Annotated in this window: 15 protein-coding genes; 7 read left to right on the plus strand and 8 right to left on the minus strand. The window is 59.5% G+C overall.

Translation table 11 applies throughout. The features are described from left to right. Nucleotides 1-101 precede the first annotated feature (101 nt). The 5 genes from ACQZ5K_RS10490 to ACQZ5K_RS10510 form a co-directional block, all read right to left on the minus strand. Nucleotides 102-1,214 carry an ABC transporter ATP-binding protein gene (locus tag ACQZ5K_RS10490; protein WP_448740312.1) on the minus strand — a complete coding sequence of 371 codons (1,113 nt, stop codon included), beginning with the start codon at nucleotides 1,212-1,214 and terminating at the stop codon, nucleotides 102-104. 187 nt (nucleotides 1,215-1,401) lie between these two features. Next, nucleotides 1,402-2,634 carry an ABC transporter substrate-binding protein gene (locus ACQZ5K_RS10495; RefSeq protein ID WP_003521275.1) on the minus strand — a complete coding sequence of 411 codons (1,233 nt, stop codon included), beginning with the start codon at nucleotides 2,632-2,634 and terminating at the stop codon, nucleotides 1,402-1,404. A gap of 38 nt (nucleotides 2,635-2,672) precedes the next feature. After that, nucleotides 2,673-3,530 carry a carbohydrate ABC transporter permease gene (locus ACQZ5K_RS10500; RefSeq protein WP_003521274.1) on the minus strand — a complete coding sequence of 286 codons (858 nt, stop codon included), beginning with the start codon at nucleotides 3,528-3,530 and terminating at the stop codon, nucleotides 2,673-2,675. Next, nucleotides 3,527-4,411 carry a carbohydrate ABC transporter permease gene (locus ACQZ5K_RS10505; protein WP_448740313.1) on the minus strand — a complete coding sequence of 295 codons (885 nt, stop codon included), beginning with the start codon at nucleotides 4,409-4,411 and terminating at the stop codon, nucleotides 3,527-3,529. The genes ACQZ5K_RS10500 and ACQZ5K_RS10505 overlap by 4 nt, the downstream gene beginning before the upstream one ends. Nucleotides 4,412-4,422: 11 nt before the next feature. Continuing rightward, nucleotides 4,423-5,604 carry a Gfo/Idh/MocA family protein gene (locus ACQZ5K_RS10510; protein WP_142779805.1) on the minus strand — a complete coding sequence of 394 codons (1,182 nt, stop codon included), beginning with the start codon at nucleotides 5,602-5,604 and terminating at the stop codon, nucleotides 4,423-4,425. Between the two features lie 450 nt (nucleotides 5,605-6,054). On the opposite strand from ACQZ5K_RS10510, the gene ACQZ5K_RS10515 reads away from it, so the two are divergent. The 4 genes from ACQZ5K_RS10515 to ACQZ5K_RS10530 are packed head-to-tail and all read left to right on the plus strand — an operon-like array spanning nucleotide 6,055 to nucleotide 9,956. Next, nucleotides 6,055-6,807, plus strand: a complete 753-nt coding sequence (locus ACQZ5K_RS10515) for a GntR family transcriptional regulator (RefSeq protein ID WP_003521268.1) — start codon at nucleotides 6,055-6,057, stop codon at nucleotides 6,805-6,807. A 27-nt stretch (nucleotides 6,808-6,834) separates the two neighbouring features. Next, the gene (locus tag ACQZ5K_RS10520) at nucleotides 6,835-7,857 is read left to right on the plus strand and encodes an SIS domain-containing protein (protein WP_080815708.1); all 1,023 of its coding nucleotides are present in this window, start codon (nucleotides 6,835-6,837) and stop codon (nucleotides 7,855-7,857) included. Next, a complete protein-coding gene (gene nagA, locus ACQZ5K_RS10525) occupies nucleotides 7,854-9,026 on the plus strand; it encodes an N-acetylglucosamine-6-phosphate deacetylase (RefSeq protein ID WP_448740314.1) in 1,173 nt (390 codons plus the stop codon). The genes ACQZ5K_RS10520 and nagA overlap by 4 nt, the downstream gene beginning before the upstream one ends. 3 nt (nucleotides 9,027-9,029) lie before the next feature. Continuing rightward, nucleotides 9,030-9,956: an ROK family protein gene (locus ACQZ5K_RS10530; RefSeq protein WP_448740315.1), complete on the plus strand. Its 927-nt coding sequence runs from the start codon at nucleotides 9,030-9,032 to the stop codon at nucleotides 9,954-9,956. A gap of 6 nt (nucleotides 9,957-9,962) precedes the next feature. Here the strand turns inward: ACQZ5K_RS10530 and ACQZ5K_RS10535 are convergent, their stop codons facing one another. Beyond that, nucleotides 9,963-11,216 (minus strand): FAD-dependent oxidoreductase, encoded by a 1,254-nt coding sequence (locus ACQZ5K_RS10535; protein ID WP_448740316.1) that lies wholly within the window; start codon nucleotides 11,214-11,216, stop codon nucleotides 9,963-9,965. Nucleotides 11,217-11,247: 31 nt separating this feature from the next. Continuing rightward, entirely contained in the window at nucleotides 11,248-11,949 is a 702-nt protein-coding gene (locus ACQZ5K_RS10540) for a phosphatase PAP2 family protein (protein ID WP_448740317.1), read from the minus strand. 188 nt (nucleotides 11,950-12,137) lie between these two features. Here ACQZ5K_RS10540 and dxr point away from each other — a divergent pair, with 188 nt between their 5' ends. Continuing rightward, nucleotides 12,138-13,331, plus strand: a complete 1,194-nt coding sequence (gene dxr / locus ACQZ5K_RS10545; RefSeq protein ID WP_448740318.1) for a 1-deoxy-D-xylulose-5-phosphate reductoisomerase — start codon at nucleotides 12,138-12,140, stop codon at nucleotides 13,329-13,331. 35 nt (nucleotides 13,332-13,366) lie between these two features. Here dxr and hemA read toward each other — a convergent pair whose 3' ends face one another. Next, nucleotides 13,367-14,584, minus strand: a complete 1,218-nt coding sequence (hemA, locus tag ACQZ5K_RS10550; RefSeq protein ID WP_003521261.1) for a 5-aminolevulinate synthase — start codon at nucleotides 14,582-14,584, stop codon at nucleotides 13,367-13,369. 372 nt (nucleotides 14,585-14,956) lie between these two features. Between hemA and ACQZ5K_RS10555 the strand changes: the two genes are divergently transcribed. Continuing rightward, complete coding sequence (locus ACQZ5K_RS10555) at nucleotides 14,957-15,208, plus strand: YMGG-like glycine zipper-containing protein (protein WP_003492347.1); 252 nt, start codon at nucleotides 14,957-14,959, stop codon at nucleotides 15,206-15,208. A 175-nt stretch (nucleotides 15,209-15,383) separates the two neighbouring features. Then, complete coding sequence (locus ACQZ5K_RS10560) at nucleotides 15,384-17,309, plus strand: autotransporter assembly complex protein TamA (protein ID WP_448740319.1); 1,926 nt, start codon at nucleotides 15,384-15,386, stop codon at nucleotides 17,307-17,309. The last annotated feature ends 25 nt before the right edge of the window (nucleotides 17,310-17,334 follow it).

Below are 17,334 nucleotides of genomic sequence, written 5' to 3' on the forward strand. Positions count from 1 at the left end.
GTTTTTTCGTCTGGAAGGGGCGGAAAAATGCTGCCGGGGACGGATCGCGTCAGGAACAGCCGGGCATGGAAAAACAGATAACATGGCCCGGCTCCTGCGCCTTACTGGATCAACTTGAGGACTGAAAGATCGACGCGCCGCTCCAGCGCAATGCCGCTTTCGTCAAACAGATGGCAATCCGATGCCTTGATACCGGTGACGATGGGCTCGTCCACGACCACAGGTGCGGAGCCGGAAAGCAGCGCGCAATAATTCTCACCCGTCGGCGCGACGCCATAGGCAATGGTATTGACCCCGAGCCGCTCGATCACGCTGGGCGCGACCGTGACATTGAGGTCGGCCGTTTCGAGGCCGGTATGTTCCGGGCGGATGCCGAGCGTCAGCTGCGTGCCTTCAAGACCGGCGCGGGGCTCCACCGGCACGGTGATCGTCTGTCCCTCATATTCCACCGCCACACCCTCGGCGCTGACGGATTTGCACGCGACCTTCAGGAAATTCATTTTCGGGTTGCCGATGAAACCTGCCACGAAGAGGTTAGCCGGCTTGTGATAAAGCTCGAGCGGCGCACCGACCTGGGCGATTTCGCCGGCATTCAGCACCACGATGCGGTCGGCCATGGTCATAGCTTCCACCTGATCGTGGGTGACATAGATCATCGTCGCCTTCAGCGTCCGGTGAAGATTGGTGAGTTCGATGCGCATATCGGCGCGAAGTGCTGCATCGAGGTTGGAAAGCGGCTCGTCGAACAGGAATATCTTCGGCTCGCGAACGATGGCGCGGCCGATCGCCACGCGCTGGCGCTGACCGCCGGACAACATGCCGGGGCGCTGCTGCAGACGCTGATCGAGCTGGAGAATCTTGGCGACGCCCTCGACCTTCTGCTTGATCTTGTCCTCCTCCATCTTCTCGACGCGCAGCGGAAAAGCGATGTTTTCAAAAACCGTCATGTGCGGGTAGAGCGCATAGGACTGGAACACCATGGCGATGCCGCGTTTGACCGGCGGCAAGTCGTTGACCTTCACGCCATTGATGACGACGTCACCGGCGGAAATATCCTCAAGGCCTGCGATCATGCGCAGCAATGTGGATTTGCCGCATCCCGAGGGGCCGACAAAAACGACGAACTCGCCATCCCTGATGTCGAGCTGAACGCCCTTGATGACTTCGAAATGTCCATAGTTCTTGCGGACGTTGTTGAGATAAAGCTGACCCAAGACTTGCCTCTCCCGTCAGCGGCCGACATCTGGCCACGTTCAGAGATGTTCCGAAACAGGAGCAAAGCCACACCGGATCGGAACCGTTGAAAACAGGGGAAAGAGCATCCCGGAAGACGCAGGGCATTCCCACGGCGAAACTTGCCGGATGCGGACGGCCAGCGCCCGCATCCGTGCTCATGAAAGATTATTTATACTGCTCGAGAGCCGAAGCCGCTTTCTTCGCGGCATCTTCCGGGGTTGCCTTGCCAGTGACGACAGACTGCACCATCTCGATCATCGTGTCCTGGAAACCCTTGTAGTCCGTGAAGAGCGGCTCGGGACCGCCATAGGCGATACCGTCGATCAGCGGCTTCCAGAAGGGATCCTTGGCGATGAATTCATCGACCTTCGGCGACGGACGCAGCGGGGTGAGGCCCGCGCCGCCCTGCAGTTCGTATTCGCCCTGCGGACCGGGCGAGGTGATGAATTTGGCGAATTCGGTCGCCTTTTCTTCCACGCCGGTTCCCTTGAAGATCGCAAGGCTGTCGGTGATGAGCAGCGTGCCGGGACCCTTTGCTTCCGGGCCGAGCGGCAGCGTGGCGATGCCCCAGTTGATCTTGGTTTCCTGCAGGCGCGTGGCGGCGCCCGAACCGGCCTGGATCATGCCGACCTTGCCATCGAGGAAGATGGCGCGGATTTCGTTCTGCTCATAAGCTGTCGGGCCTTCGACGGAATAGGGCGTGATGTCCTTATAGGCCTTCAGCGCTGCAACAACCTGCGGGCTGTCGACGGTGATCTTGTCGCCGTCGATCACCTTGCCGTTGTTGGTGTAAACCCAGTGCATGAACTGGTGCATGGTGTTGTCGAAGGTCTTGGCGGGCAGGCCGTAACCGGCGATGCCAGTCTTTTCCTTGATCTGCTTGGCGAAAGCGATCTCTTCGGCCCAGGTCTTCGGCGGCGTTTCCGGATCGAGACCCGCCTGCTTGAACAGGTCCTTGTTCCAGTAAAGCGCCTTGGTCGAGAAGGCGACCGGCACACCCCACTGCGTGTCCTCGAAGGTCACGGTGTCGACGATGTTGGGGTAATAGCTCTTCTTTTCGTCTTCGGTCATCGGCACCGGAACGATGAGATCGTTCTGCGCGAACTGCTTCAGCGTGCGCGAACCGACATAGGCCATGGCGACCGGGGTGCCGGCAGCGGCGAGCGTGGTCGCCTTGTCCTGGCACTGGGCCCAGCCGACGACCTCGGGCACGACCTTCCAGCCCTCGTTCTTGCCTTCCCATTCCTTGATGTATTTCTCATGGATGGGGTCCATCTTGTCGCCGCAATAGATCCAGCTGATCTCCTTGTCGGCGGCGTGCGCCGTCACCGTCGTAAGGGCAGTGGAACCGGCAAATGCGAAAGCGCAGAGCGCCAATCCGTAATGTTTCAGTGCCATAGGTAGTCTCCCGTTTTGGTGGTCGTTCCGGTTGTTGTTTATTTCACCGCGCCGGCGGTAAGACCGCTGACGAGATATCGTTGCATGAAGAAGATCACGACCATGGCCGGCGCAATGCCGACGAAGCTGGCCGCCATCAACTCATTCCAGATGACTTCCTGGCGACCGAAATAGGCGAAGAGGCCGATGGGCAGCGGCATATATTCGGTCTTGGAATTGAAGGTGAGCGCGAAGATGAACTGCTGGGCATAGGCGCCGATGAAGGTGGTGATGGAGACGACGGCGATGCCCGGCATCGCCAGCGGCAGGATCACCCGGCGGAAGGTATAGAAATAGCTCGCGCCATCCACATAGGCCGCCTCTTCCAGCTCCCGCGGGATACGCAGCATATAGGTGCGCAACAGCCAGATGGCGGTGGGGATCAGGAAGGCCGCGCCGGGAATGATCATCGCCAGATAGGTGTTCAGCACACCCATGTTGCGCATCAGCCGGTAAAGCGGGATCAGAAGTACCGCGCCCGAAAACATGTTGATCGCCAGAAATGCGCCGAGCACCTGCCCACGTCCGCGAAACTCGAAACGGGCGAAAGCATAGGAGGCCGGCACCACCAGGATGAGGACGATAATGGTCGAAATGGTGGAGATGAAGAAGGAGTTGAAAACGTAGCGGGCAAAGCCCGGAACGCTGACCCACATGGTCCGGTAAGCCTCGAAGGAACCGTTTTCCGGCCAGAACTTGTAGGGCGAGGAGAAAAGCAGGCTGAGCGGTTTCAGCGAAACCAGAAATCCTTCCACGAAGGGCGCCAGCACGAAGGTCAGGAACACGGCGATGCCGCAATAGATCCCGACGATTTCATACCACCTGTAGCGGTTGATCATCGCATTCTTGTCGCTCATCGGCTGGCCTCCTGCGAGATGCGGCTGGTGATGCGGAAGTAGAAATAGGTGAAGATAGACAGGAAGATGCAGATCAGCACGGCGCGCGCGGCACCTTCACCGTATTTGTAGGAGCCGATCGCCGTCTTGTACGTGTCGATGATCATGGTCGTCGTCTGGCCGGTCGGACCGCCCTGTGTCAGGATCCAGATGATGTCGAAGGAATTGAAGGTCGAAATCAGCGATATCATCGACATTGTGATCATGGCCGGCAGCATCAGCGGCAGCGTGATGCGGCGGAAGCGGTAAAAGCGGCTTGCCCCGTCTGTCCACGCGGCCTCGTAGAGATCCTGCGGAATGGCCTGAATGGCCGCCAGCAGATAGAGCGTCACCATCGGCACGCCGATCCAGACGTCGGTGATGATCGTCGCCCAGAAGGCGGTGTTGCCATAAGCAAGGAAAGCAACAGGCCCATTCACAAGCCCGAGATTTTGCAGCACGCCGGAAATCATGCCGAACTGGCCGTTATACATCCAGCCCCACATGAAGATGCCGATAGCCATAGGCACGATCCATGGCGGCATGGTCAAAAGGCGAAACAGCGCCCGGCCGGGCACGGCCGAATTCAGCAAGACCGCACCGAATGTGCCGATGATCATCTTTATCGAGACGGAAAAGAACGTCCAGATAAAGGTCCGCGTGATGACCTCGGCAAAAGTCGCGTTGAAAATCTTCTCGTAATTGATGAAGCCGACCCAATTCGTCGTTTTTCTAAGCGACGCATCGGTAAAGGACAGGATGAAGGTATCGACGAGCGGATAAGCAACGATAACCGTGATGTATAAAAGCGCCGGCAGAAGAAGAAGCCAGGCAAAGACGACCGCGCTGCGTTTCGCATCCATCGCCGCGCCCCTCAAGCCGATTTCACGGCGGGGGATTTCGGCTGGCCGTGCAGCGCCAGATCGTATTCCTCCCACACCGGCTTGAGATCGATCACTTTACGGCCATGGCGCGCTTCATCCATGGCAAGCGCCAGAATACCGGCCTCGATCGCATCGAGTGCGGAAACCGGAAGGGCCGCACCCTTGACGATATGGGCGATCACGTCCTCGGCCATCTGCTCATCCGCACCATAATGCTGCGAGAGCGCGGTCGCCGCCGAATAGGTCTTGGCCACGGTCTTTTCATTGGTCCGGGCATTGTGCACGTTCAGGAAGCCGCGCACGAAATCGCCCTCGGCCATGCCCTTGGCGCCGATGACGCAGAAACGGCGGAAATCGTCGGGAACGTTGAGATTGGTATGGAAGGCGAGCGATGCGCCGTTCTCATATTCTACGATCGCCGTCTGGTAATCGATGATGTCGCCGTCGCTATCGAAGACCTTGTCGGAGCCCATCCAGCCGCTCGGCTTGCGATGGTAAACCTCCATGTCGTTGATGCCGTCATGCTGCGGCGCGTTTGCCGGCGTGAAGCTCTTGCGCCCGCCGAAGCTCGAGACGAAACGCGGCCGCGCACCGACCACGCCATTATAGAGATCGAGGTCGTGGCAGCATTTTTCCAGCATGAAGGAGCCGGAATAATTCTCGTAACGCCGCCAGTCGCGCATGAAGAATGCGCCGTGATAGGGCGGGATATGCTCCGAGGCCTCGATGGAAACGACATCGCCCAGCTTGCCTTCGGCCTGCGCGGCGCGCAGATCGCGGTAGAGCGGGGAATAACGCAAAACCAGACCAACGAGCAGCCGCTCATGCCCGTGCTTGTTGAGCAGCCGGGCAAGCTCGAGGCTCTCCTCGATGCTGACGACGATGGGTTTTTCCGAGAAGATGGTGCAGCCGGCCTCAAGCCCGATACGGATATGTTCCAGATGCATGTGGTTCGGTGAACCGATCATCAAGAGATCGAATTTTTCGTTTGCGATCAGCGCCTCGGGACTATCGTAAGCCTTGCCGGCCGAAATGCCCTTTTCCAGCAGGCCCGGCAGGCCCGCCGGCGCGGGATCGACGTAACCGACGATCTCGAAATCCTTGTCGATCTCATGAAAAACGTAGCCCAGATAACCGAGACGGAATCCGAGTCCGATAATTCCCACCTTCATGAACTTTGTTCCCTGTTCATTCGTAATTCATTTTCGCAGAAGCGACCATTTCTGTGCTGGCCATCCAGTTATCTGCGATAATTTCCTGCCACGATGAAATTAATTTTCACAACGGTCAAGCTAAATTCGATTTCGCAAACGCTGCCGCGAGTCGGAAACCGATTTTCCCTGCGCGACGGATGCGAAACGGATCGCCGCCGACCACCGACGCAAAAACAATACCAAAAAAATGCCAATCGTCCAGAGCAATTCCGTTATCGAGAAAATTTTTTTGGTTAATGCGAAAATATCAAGCATGCAGCCTTATTATTCGGCAAAATATCGAAAAAACCACCGATTAATCGTACAAATCTAGCAATGGTTCTATTTTGGTATTGCCGATTGCGTGGCATATGATATAGCCAGAGCCGGCCATATCGCCGACCACATGGATCGTGACAGAGGTTATGGATGAACGGGGCAGCGCTTAATCTGGACGACCTGCAATCAGGCGGCGGCCCGCTTTACCTGAAACTGCGCCAGACGATTGAAGACGCCATCAATGGCGGCCGCCTGAAGCACGGCGATGCCTTGCCACCGGAGCGCGATATCGCCGAAAGCGCCTGCGTCAGCCGCGTCACGGTGCGCAAGGCGGTGGACGATCTTGTCCGCGACGGCCTTCTCGTTCGCCGGCACGGTTCGGGTACTTTCGTCGTCAAGCCCATCACCCGCATGCAGCAGCCCCTGACCAAACTCACCTCGTTTACCGAGGACATGCGCCGGCGTGGAATGACGGCGAGCACCCGCTGGCTGGACAGAGGCCTGTTCCACCCGACCGGCGACGAGATGATGGCGCTCGGCCTTTCCCAATCCGCCATGGTGGCGCGGCTCACGCGCCTGCGTCTTGCCAATGACCAGCCAATCGCACTCGAAGTCACCAGCCTGCCGGGCGATATCCTGCCTGACCCGCAACTGGTGGAAAACTCGCTTTATCTGGAGCTCGAGAAAAATGGCATTCGCCCGGTGCGCGCCATTCAGCGCATCTCCGCCCGTAACCTCACCGATGAGGAAACATTGCTGCTTGGAGTTCCGCCGGGTTCGGCAGCGCTTTCCGTACAGCGAATGGCCTATCTGGAAAGCGGGCGCCTCATGGAAATATCCCGCGCGCTGTACCGCAGCGACGCCTATGACCTCGTCGCCGAACTGACGATGGGGCCTGAGTGACAATCTCTTGATCAAGGACACGAAACGATGACAACCCTGATGCGCCAGGAAATCGATGAGATTCCCGATGCAGTCGCCCGCCTGCTGGACAATGCCAATGCCGACTTCCACGAAGCCGGAGGCAGGCTGAAGGCCCGTGACCCGGCCGTTATCGTCACCATTGCACGCGGCTCCTCCGACCACGCCGCGCATTTCCTGAAATATGCCATCGAATTGCAGACCGGGCTTCCGGTCGCTTCGCTCGGCCCCTCGCTCGCCTCCATCTACCAGACGAAACTGCGGCTGGACCGGGCGGCGGCCTTCGCCGTCTCGCAATCGGGCAAAAGCCCTGACATCGTCGCTCTGGCGGAAAGCGCCCGCAAGGGCGGCGCGCTCACCTTCTCGCTGGTCAACACCCTGCCCTCACCGCTCGGCGATGCTGCCAATCACGCCATCAATATCCAGGCGGGCCCTGAAAAAGCGGTGGCCGCAACCAAATCTTTCGTCAACTCCATCGTCGCCGGCCTCGCAATCCTTGCCGAATGGACGGAAGACAGCCTGCTCGCCAAAGCCGTCAGCGCCCTGCCGCAGAATTTCGCCAAGGCCATCGCACTCGACTGGAGCCAGATCGGCGAAGCGGTCAAGGGCGAGGAATCGCTCTATATGCTGGGCCGCGGTCCGGCGCTGGCCATTGCCGCGGAAGCCGCGCTGAAATGCAAGGAAACCTGCGAACTCCACGCGGAGGCCTATTCATCGGCGGAAGTCATGCACGGCCCCGTTTCGCTGGTCGCACCGAAATTTCCCGTCATCGCTTTTGCCGCGCGTGACCGCGCCGAAACCTCCGTGACCGATATCGCGGCCGGTCTCGCCGGCAAGGGCGCAAGTGTTTTCGTCACCTCCACAAAAGGCAGCCCGGCCAAGCCCCTGCCGTTTGTGGAAACCAATCACCCGCTGACCGACGCCCTGTTGCTGATCGCGCCGTTTTACGGCTTCATCGAGCAATTGTCGCGCGCCCGCGGCTTCAACCCGGATGCGCCCGTGGCATTGAAGAAGGTGACGGAAACCCAATGAGCAGCAGCAAGGCATTTGTCGGCGCCCGCATTTTCGATGGCGTCGCGTGGCACGATGGCAAAGCGCTCGTGACCGGCGATGGCCACGTTGCCAACATCGTCGACCGCATGTCCGTGCCCGCAGACGCCGAAATCATCGATGCGGAAGGACTGTTCATTGCGCCAGGCTTCATCGACCTTCAGGTCAATGGCGGCGGCGGCGTGATGTTCAACAACGAGCCGAATGTGGAAGGCATTGCCCGCATCTGCTCGGCCCATGCGCAATTCGGCACCACCGCGCTGATGGTCACTCTCATCACCGACCGGCCGGATATCACGGCCAAAGCCGCCGAAGCCGGCATCGCCGCCCACAAGGCAGGGGTGCCCGGCTTTCTCGGCCTGCATTTCGAAGGGCCGCATCTTTCCGTCGCACGCAAGGGCACCCATGATCCGGCGCTGATCCGAAAAATGGAAAAGGCCGATCTTGCGGTTCTGACGGGCTGCAAGGCGAAGCTTCCCTTCGTGCTGACAACCATCGCCCCGGAAAACGTAACCGAGGCGCAGGTCACAGCGCTGCACAAGGCCGGCATCGTCGTCAGCCTCGGCCATACCGATGTGGGCCTTGGCGTCGCGGCGGCCTATGCCGAGGCCGGCGCATCCATGGTGACACATCTCTTCAACGCCATGAGCCCGCTCGGCCATCGCGAACCGGGACTGGTGGGCGCGGCACTTTCGAGCGGCAAGCTGGATTGCGGGCTGATCGCCGACGGTTTCCATGTCGATCCTGCAGCAATCGGCATTGCGCTTCGCGCCAAGAATAATCCCGGCCGCATTTTCCTCGTCACCGACGCCATGTCCACCATCGGCACGGATGATGACGGTTTCGAACTGAACGGCAGGCGCGTCTATCGCAACGGCGGCAGGCTGACGCTGGCCGACGGCACGCTGGCGGGGGCGGATATCGATATGCTCTCCTGCATCCGCTTCATGCATGAAAAGCTGGACACACCGCTGGACGAGACCTTGAGAATGGCGTCCGCTTATCCCGCCGAGGCGGTCGGCGCTTCTGGCAAGGGTAAGCTCCTGCCCGGCTTCGATGCGGATTTCGTCATGCTGACACCCGACCTTCAGATGCATTCGACATGGATCGGCGCAGAAAAAATCCACGATGCCACCCGTTCCGGAGCCTGAATCATGATCGTTTGTTTCGATATAGGCGGAACGACCATCAAGGGCGCGATTGCCTACGCTCCCGACGATATTCGGCCCGTGCCGCGTATCCCGACGCCCAAGACCAGTTTCGAAGACTTCGCCGCCGGCCTGAAATCCGTCATCGACAATAGCGGCGGCACACCCGCCTGCGTGTCGCTGTCGATTGCCGGCGTCATCGATCCCGACACCGGCAAGGCCACTGTCGCCAATATTCAGAGCATCCATGGCAGGGTCTTGAAGGACGAGCTGGAAAAGGCGCTGAACCTTCCCGTCATCGTATCGAACGATGCGGATTGCTTCGTGATCGCCGAATCGGAAATCGGTTCCGGACGGGGTCATCGCGTGGTCTTCGGTGTCATCCTCGGAACGGGTGTCGGCGGTGGGCTGGTGATCGACGGCAAGCTCATCAACAGCGACGGCGGTTTCGCCGGCGAATGGGGACATGGGCCGGTGGCCGCGACATTGGCCGGAAATCCGCCGGTTTCGCTGCCGCGTTTCGAATGCGGTTGCGGCCTTACCGGCTGCATCGACGCAATCGGCAGCGCCCGTGGCATGGAAAAACTGCATTCGCATCTTCACCAGCAGGCGATGAGCAGCGAGGATATTATTTCGGCCTGGCAGGCGGGCGATGCGAAGGCCGCAAGAACCATCGATGTCCTTATCGATATTCTCGCCTCGCCTCTGGCAATGGTGATCAACGTTACCGGCGCAACCATCGTGCCGGTCGGCGGCGGACTTTCGAATTCGAAGGCGCTTCTCGCCGCTCTGGACGAGGTGGTAAGGAGCCGCATTCTGAGGCGCTTCGACCGCCCCCTCGTCGTGCCCGCCATCTGCCGTATCGAGCCGGGGTTGATCGGATCCGCCGTTATCGGGCTGAAATATGAGAAAGAAGCCGCCGGCACTGCCTGAGCGGCGTCACACCGTCTCTATCTTTTCCCGGCGGAAACCCAGCCCCACCAGCCGGCCGGTCAAATGGGAAAGAAGCGGAAACCGCATGATGGCCAGCACAAAGGCTGGCGGTCCTTTCGGTTTTTCCGCATCGGCCCGGCCCTTTTTGCCGCCGATACGCATCATCCGCTGCAGAAATTGCGTGGCCTTGGTCGGGAAGGATCGCCGCTTTTCAATTGCGGCGAGATCGTCATCGGCAATGGCCCGGCCGGACACGAGCACCGGCACCAGTATATTGGCCGCCGCAACCGCATCCTGAATGGCCAGATTAATGCCGACACCGCCGACGGGAGACATGGCGTGGGCCGCATCACCGATGCAGATCAGGCCGGGTTTCCACCAGCGCTTCAGCCGGTCGATACGGACGGTGAGGAGATGCACATCGTCCCAGCTCTTGAGCTCATCGAGCCTTTCGCGTGGGAAAGGGCAGATTTCCGCAACCCTGTCCCTGAAGGCTTCAATTCCCTGTAGCTTTATGTCCGCGAAAAACCCCTTTCGCACCACATAACCGCATTGCCAGTAATCGCCCCGGTTGATCATGACGAAACCCTGCCGCGACCCGGCATGCCCCATGGTTTCCGTCGGATCGTCGGGCTGTTTCGAAAGACGCATCCACAGCACCTCGGTCGGAATGCCGAAGCGCTGCACTTCCAGCCCCGCCACCTCGCGGACGGTGGAGTTTCGCCCATCCGCCCCCACCACCAGATCGGCCTCGATCTCGATGATGCCTTCCGGCGTGCTGACCGTGAGACCGCCGATATGGCCACCGCGCTCGATCAGTCCGGTCACCGGCGCATTCATCAGCAATCGGAAATTTTCGTATTGTCCCGCCTTGCCGACGATGAAATTGAGAAAATCCCATTGCGGCATAAAGGCGATGAAGCGGTGGCGGACCGGCAGGCGGGAAAAATCCGCTATCGTGATACGCTCGCCGCCGATAACCGCATTCAGCCTCGGTGCACGTGTGTGCGGCAGGCTCAGGAACTCATCGATGAAACCGAGTTGCTCCATCAATTCAAGCGTTGAAGGGTGGATAGTGTCGCCGCGAAAATCCCGGAGAAAATCCCCGTGTTTCTCAACGACGACGACATCGATACCGCTGCGCGCGAGCAACAGGCCAAGCATCATGCCAGCCGGCCCGCCGCCGGCCACGGCGACGGACGTGCGGATGTGCTGAACGGCCCCGCCGTCATTTTCCGGAGCGATTGTCGCTTCTTCCATCACCTTCCCCCTTACATCCCGCTTGAGGTCCTTATCGTGTATCCGCCGCCGGGAGGTTTACATTCTTCGGCTGCGGCCAGCCCTGCGCATCGAACCGGAACAGCATTTCGGACCGGGCAAAGATAAAGGCGAAGGCCATGGCCGTCCACATGCCCAGCAAAAGCCCGGCGGCGACATCGCTTGGATAATGTGCGCCGACGATGACACGCGAAACACCGATGACAAGGGCAAGCAGGAGAAACGCCCAGCGGAAGCGCGGCATCAACATGGCGAAAGCGCCGAAAAACGCCCCGGCAGCGGTCGAATGGCCCGAGGGGAAACTTTCATAGAGATTGTCGCCGGTAAATGGGGTGAGGCTATAGGCGCCCATTTCCAGCAGAAGCTCCGGCCGTGCCCGTCCTATCAGGAATTTCAGCGTATGGACGAGAATGCTCGCCGTTCCGATCGTCAGGAAGAAATAGCTAAGAAGCCGCCATGCCGTCCTCAGCCGTCCATTATAGGTCTGAGCCTTTAAAACCCGTGCGGCGACATAGGCCAATATCGCCAGAAGGCCGGTGGAATAGAGCATCCAGCGGAAGGTTCCGAAATCGGTAATGGCGCGATTGAAGGAGACCACGCCCCCTGGCAGCGCCTGCGCGCTTTCGGAAAGACGCGGATCAAAAGGAATGAAGACAAGGACCAGCACAAGGCTTGCCGCAAAAATCCACCCGCTGGAAACCAGAAAACGTCGCATCGATATCCTCTCATTGTTTTTCTTGCATATGGCTTTGCCTTCCGCAAAAACAATAGCCCCGGCTTTGTCCTTGTTATGGCTGGTTTTCGCGGGTAGAGGCTAAGGAATGTTGCCCGAAAGTGCATGGCGTTTTCGGGAAAACGACGTGCACCGAGAGGTGCGAACCGGAAACGACCGACGGACTGAAAATGACGAATGCCAGTGAAATGCCACGCAAGCTGACAATATTGGGTTCGACCGGTTCGATCGGCACCAATACGCTGGATGTCGTCCGCCAGCTGGGTGGCCGCGACGCGTTCGAGATCACGGCTTTGACCGGCGCGGGCAACATCGCGCTTCTGGCGGAGCAGGCGCGGGAATTCGGCGCGCGGCTGGCAGTTACCGCCGAGGACGACAAATACGAAGCGCTGAAATCGGCCCTTGCCGGCACCGGCATCGAGGTTGCGGCAGGCAAATCCGGCCTCGAAGAGGCCGCGTCGACGGATGCCGGCTGGGTGATGGCGGCGATTGCCGGAACCCCCGGCCTTGCACCTACTCTTACAGCCGCACGGCGTGGCGCAGACATCGCGCTCGCCAACAAGGAATGCCTGGTTTCGGCTGGCGATGTTTTTCTGCGCACGGTCAAGCAGGGCGGCGGCAGGCTGATCCCGGTCGACAGCGAACACAGCGCAATCTTCCAATGCCTGACGGGCGAACATAAGCAGGCCGTGGAACGCATCGTGCTGACCGCATCCGGCGGCCCATTCCGCACCTGGTCGCGCGAGGAGATGGCCAATGTCACGGCGGATATCGCCCGCGCCCATCCCAACTGGTCGATGGGACTGAAGGTCTCCATCGGCAGCGCCTCCATGTTCAACAAGGGGCTGGAAATGATCGAGGCGAAATATCTCTTCGATCTGAGGCCCGATCAGGTGGAGGTGATCGTCCACCCGCAGTCGATCATCCATTCGATGGTGGGTTACACCGACGGCTCCTATATCGCCCAGCTCGGCTCTCCCGACATGCGCACCGCTATTTCTTATGCCCTCACCTATCCGCAACGCGGCAATCTGAGTGTCGAGCGGCTGGATTTCGCAAAACTGGCGCGGCTCGATTTCGAAGCGCCGGATGAGGCCCGTTTCCCGGCGATCCGTCTGGCCCGCACCGCGCTGGAGCGCGGCGGTCTGCAGGGCGCCGCCCTGAACGCCGCCGAAGAGACCGCCTTTCACGCTTTCGTTGCGGGCAATATCGGTTTTCTCGATATGGCCGAGATCGTCGAAACGGTCATGGACCGCATGCATGGCGGCCGCTCCGCCGCCACGATTGACGATGTCTTCGCAGCGGATGAGGAGGCCCGTCGTCACGCCCGCGAATTGATCGCCACCAAAGAAAAGGCCGCGTAAACGCGGCCCGGTCTTCTCTTATCTAAACTGCGGCCTCACGCCACAGCGCGCGCCAGCGCACAATGCGACCAGAGCTGGTGCAGCGCGCCGACCAGATGCTCGATATCGGCATCGCTGTGCAGCGGCGTCGGCGTAATGCGCAGGCGCTCGGTCTTGCGCGGCACGGTCGGATAGTTGATCGGCTGCACATAGACACCGTGATTGTCGAGCAGGATATCCGAAATCCATTTGCACTTGGCGGCATCGCCCACCATGACAGGCACGATGTGGCTTGGGTTGTCCATGTGCGGAATACCGCGCGCATCGAGAAGGCCGCGAAGCTTGCGCACCCGGTCCTGATGACGGGCGCGCTCGAAGGGGCTTGCCTTCAGATGCTGGATCGACGCAATCGCGCCGGCGGCGAGCGAAGGCGGCAGGGCCGTCGTGAAGATGAAGCCCGAAGCGAAGGAACGGATGAAGTCGCAGACCGCCGTGGAACCGGTAATATAGCCGCCCATGACGCCGAAGGCCTTGCCGAGCGTTCCCTCGATGATCGTCAGGCGATCCATCAGGCCTTCGCGCTCGGCAATGCCGCCGCCGCGCGGTCCGTACATGCCAACGGCATGAACTTCATCGAGATAGGTCATGGCGCCATAACGGTCGGCCAGATCGCAGATTTCCTTGATCGGCGCGATATCGCCATCCATCGAATAGACGGATTCGAAGGCGATCAGCTTCGGCGCATTCGGATCCGCCGCCTTGAGCTTGGCTTCGAGGTCTTCGAGATCGTTGTGTTTCCAGATCACCCGCTCGCAGCGGCCGTAACGGATTCCTTCGATCATCGATGCATGGTTGAGTGCATCCGAGAAAATGATCAGGCCCGGAATCTTCTGACCGAGCGTGCCGAGGGTGGCCCAGTTGGAGACATAACCCGAGGTGAAAATCAGCGCCGATTCCTTACCGTGGAGGTCAGCAAGTTCGCGCTCGAGCAGGACGTGATAGTGGTTGGTGCCAGAAATATTCCGGGTGCCTCCCGCACCCGCGCCACAGTGATCGATGGCGGCTTTCATGGCTTCGATGACTTTCGGGTTCTGGCCCATGCCGAGATAGTCGTTGGAGCACCAGACGGTCACATCCTTGCGCTCGCCATTGGCGTTATACCGTGTCGCACGGGGGAAATTGCCCTGCTGGCGCTCGATATCCGCAAAAACGCGATAGCGTCCCTCAGAATGCAGGCTTTGCAGTTCCGTCGTGAAAAATGCCTCGAAGTCCATGCCATGCTCCAGAATTGACCAGATCGTTTTCTGCCTCGACACCGGGACCGTCAACCCTTGCGGGCCACATTAACCGAGTCTGCGTCAATTCGCCGTTGTTTTGAACCATTCCAATAAACCGTTTATAGAACCCGATGAAAAGTACAAAATTGATTCACATCAAAAAACTCGGATTTTTGGAACCTTTTTTGCGCCGCGCCGTTGTCTGGCACACAATCGATTTACGCTCGGCGGAATCCCCGAAACAGGAGGCTTCCCTAAACGACATCGAATTGTTAGTTATCTGTGGCGGTCGGAGGTAGCAGTCGCCGCAGATAAATATGGGACGCCTACCGAGCCACAAGAGCTCATTGTAACGTTGGAGAGAGTTTCATGAAAAAGGCAATCATATTTGCGCTGGTCGGCCTGTCGCTCGCAAGCTGCACGCAGACCGAAAAGGGAGCTTCGATCGGCGCCGTTTCCGGTGCTGTCCTTGGCGGCGCTATCACGGGCAACGTTCGTGGCGCGGCAGTGGGTGCGGCAATCGGCGGTGTGGGCGGTGCCCTAATCGGCAATGCTTCCGAACCGGGCTATTGCTATTATCGCGACCAGTACGGTCAGCGTTACACGGCGCGTTGCCGCTAATCGCTTCGCGAAATACCGTTGCACAGAAGCCCCGGTCACCCGGGGCTTTTTGCGTTTTGGGCGGCAAAACACAAGCGCAAGGGTCCTCAAAGCCGTTTATTTATGATTAAATTGCAATGTTAACGGACAGGAAACGGGTTAGGGCGACAATAAAGGCTCAACCATAAAGCAGCTTATGCGAAGAACACGAACTAACCCGAAGACAGGTATTGCGTATCGGAAAGCTGGCACCGCACTTGCGGTTGCTGTGACGTTCGCCCTGTATCCGGCGTTTACCCGTGATGCCTTTGCCTTCAAACTGTTCGGCATGCGCCTCTGGGGTTCGGAAGAAGCGGAGGTCGAGGTTATCAACCCCGTCAAATACGCCGTCACGCTCGATGCCGCGGACGCCGATAAGTCCCTGAAAGACAGCCTGGAAAACAGTTCGCTTCTTCTTGCCGACAAGGACAAGCCGGCCTCCGGCGATCTTGGCCTTCTGATAAAGGCGAGAGACGACCGGGACAGGCTGATCGCGGCGCTTTATGAAAACGCCCGTTATGGCGGCATCGTCAAGGTCACGGTGGCCGGCAAGGATGTGGATAGCCTCCCGCCCAATCCGGTGTTCGATCATTCCGCTCCGGTACCCGTGGTCATCACGGTTACACCCGGCCCGGTCTTCAAACTCGGCAATGTCAGGCTTGAAGGCGATGTCACCGGCCGCAACCTTGAGGAATATGGCCTGACGACCGGCGGCGACGCGGGTTCTCTCGCCATCATCCGCGCCGGCAACAAGCTGATCGATGATCTGAAGGCCGAAGGCCGTCCGCTTGCGAAGCTGACGAAACGCGAGGCCGTCGCCAACCACGCGACGAATACGGTGGACATTACCATGGCGGCCGAAGGCGGTCCCGTGGCGCCCCTCGGCACGGTGACCGTTACGGGTGAAAAAACCGTCGATGGCGATTTTATCCGCCGTTATTCGCGCCTCAATGGCGGCGAGCCCTATTCGCCGGAAAAACTGCGCAAGGCCGCCGACCGGCTGCGACAGCTCGGCGTCTTTTCCAGCCTGACCATCAAGGAAGCGGGAACGCTGGCGCGCGACGGCACCATTCCGCTTACCATCGAGGTCTCGGAAGGCAAGCACCGCTATTTCGGCGTCGGCGCGCAATATTCCACCACGGAAGGCATCGGCCTGCAGGGTTATTGGGGCCACCGCAACCTGTTCGGACAGGCGGAATCGCTGCGGATCGAAGGTTCGGTTTCGCGCATCGCAGAGGCATCGAGCGTCGAAGGCATGGATTATTCGGCGGGCATCACTTTCACCAAGCCCGGCATGTTCAATCCGCGCACCACCTTCAAGACCAGCCTGATTGCCAAGACCGAACACCCCGATACATATGACGCCAAGACAGTGACGGGCACAGCCGGTTTCGCCTACGAGCTCAACGATACCGATACAGCCGCAGCCGGCCTTGAGGTGCAATGGGCCGATACGGAAGACGCATTCGGCAAGAACGAATATCTCACCACCTCCATCCCGCTGGAATTTGTTCGTGATACACGCGACGACAAGCTGAACCCGACCGAAGGCTTTCGCGCCTCGCTGGCCGCCAAGCCCAGCTATGAAGCGCTGAACGGCACCTTCTTTTCCTCTTTCGAAGGCTCCATTTCGGGTTACAAGGGGCTTGGCGCCGAGGACCGGCTGATCATGGCCGGAAAGCTTTCCGGCGGCGTGCTGGTCGGCGGCAGCGATCTGCAGGACATACCCACCACCAGGCGCTTTTACGCCGGCGGCGGCGGATCGGTACGCGGCTACAGCTACCAGGAAATATCGCCCTATAATGCCGCCGGCGACGCGACGGGCGGCCGCTCCTATGTCGTCGGCTCCGTTGAGGCCCGCATCAAGGTCACCGATACGATCGGCATCGTCCCCTTCATCGATGCGGGTGTGGTTTCGGAAGACGTGGCACCCGATTTTTCCGATATCCGGGCTGGCGCCGGTATCGGCCTGCGTTACGCGACCCCCTTCGGGCCTCTGCGTCTCGATGTCGCCATGCCGCTCGACAAATACGATGGCGGCAACAGTTTCGGCATTTATGCTGGCATCGGTCAGTCTTTTTAAACGCCGCAGTCGAACACCCTTGCAA

The sequence above is a fragment of the Agrobacterium sp. 22-226-1 genome (assembly GCF_053522345.1).

Coding starts and splice junctions, on each gene's coding strand:
- ACQZ5K_RS10500 (WP_003521274.1), bottom strand. CDS start 3,530: ATGAGCGACAAGAATGCGATGATCAACCGCTACAGGTGGTATGAAATC.
- ACQZ5K_RS10555 (WP_003492347.1), top strand. CDS start 14,957: ATGAAAAAGGCAATCATATTTGCGCTGGTCGGCCTGTCGCTCGCAAGC.
- ACQZ5K_RS10560 (WP_448740319.1), top strand. CDS start 15,384: ATGCGAAGAACACGAACTAACCCGAAGACAGGTATTGCGTATCGGAAA.
- ACQZ5K_RS10515 (WP_003521268.1), top strand. CDS start 6,055: ATGAACGGGGCAGCGCTTAATCTGGACGACCTGCAATCAGGCGGCGGC.
- ACQZ5K_RS10520 (WP_080815708.1), top strand. CDS start 6,835: ATGACAACCCTGATGCGCCAGGAAATCGATGAGATTCCCGATGCAGTC.
- ACQZ5K_RS10540 (WP_448740317.1), bottom strand. CDS start 11,949: ATGCGACGTTTTCTGGTTTCCAGCGGGTGGATTTTTGCGGCAAGCCTT.
- ACQZ5K_RS10495 (WP_003521275.1), bottom strand. CDS start 2,634: ATGGCACTGAAACATTACGGATTGGCGCTCTGCGCTTTCGCATTTGCC.
- ACQZ5K_RS10530 (WP_448740315.1), top strand. CDS start 9,030: ATGATCGTTTGTTTCGATATAGGCGGAACGACCATCAAGGGCGCGATT.
- ACQZ5K_RS10505 (WP_448740313.1), bottom strand. CDS start 4,411: ATGGATGCGAAACGCAGCGCGGTCGTCTTTGCCTGGCTTCTTCTTCTG.
- ACQZ5K_RS10510 (WP_142779805.1), bottom strand. CDS start 5,604: ATGAAGGTGGGAATTATCGGACTCGGATTCCGTCTCGGTTATCTGGGC.
- hemA (WP_003521261.1), bottom strand. CDS start 14,584: ATGGACTTCGAGGCATTTTTCACGACGGAACTGCAAAGCCTGCATTCT.
- dxr (WP_448740318.1), top strand. CDS start 12,138: ATGACGAATGCCAGTGAAATGCCACGCAAGCTGACAATATTGGGTTCG.
- nagA (WP_448740314.1), top strand. CDS start 7,854: ATGAGCAGCAGCAAGGCATTTGTCGGCGCCCGCATTTTCGATGGCGTC.
- ACQZ5K_RS10535 (WP_448740316.1), bottom strand. CDS start 11,216: ATGGAAGAAGCGACAATCGCTCCGGAAAATGACGGCGGGGCCGTTCAG.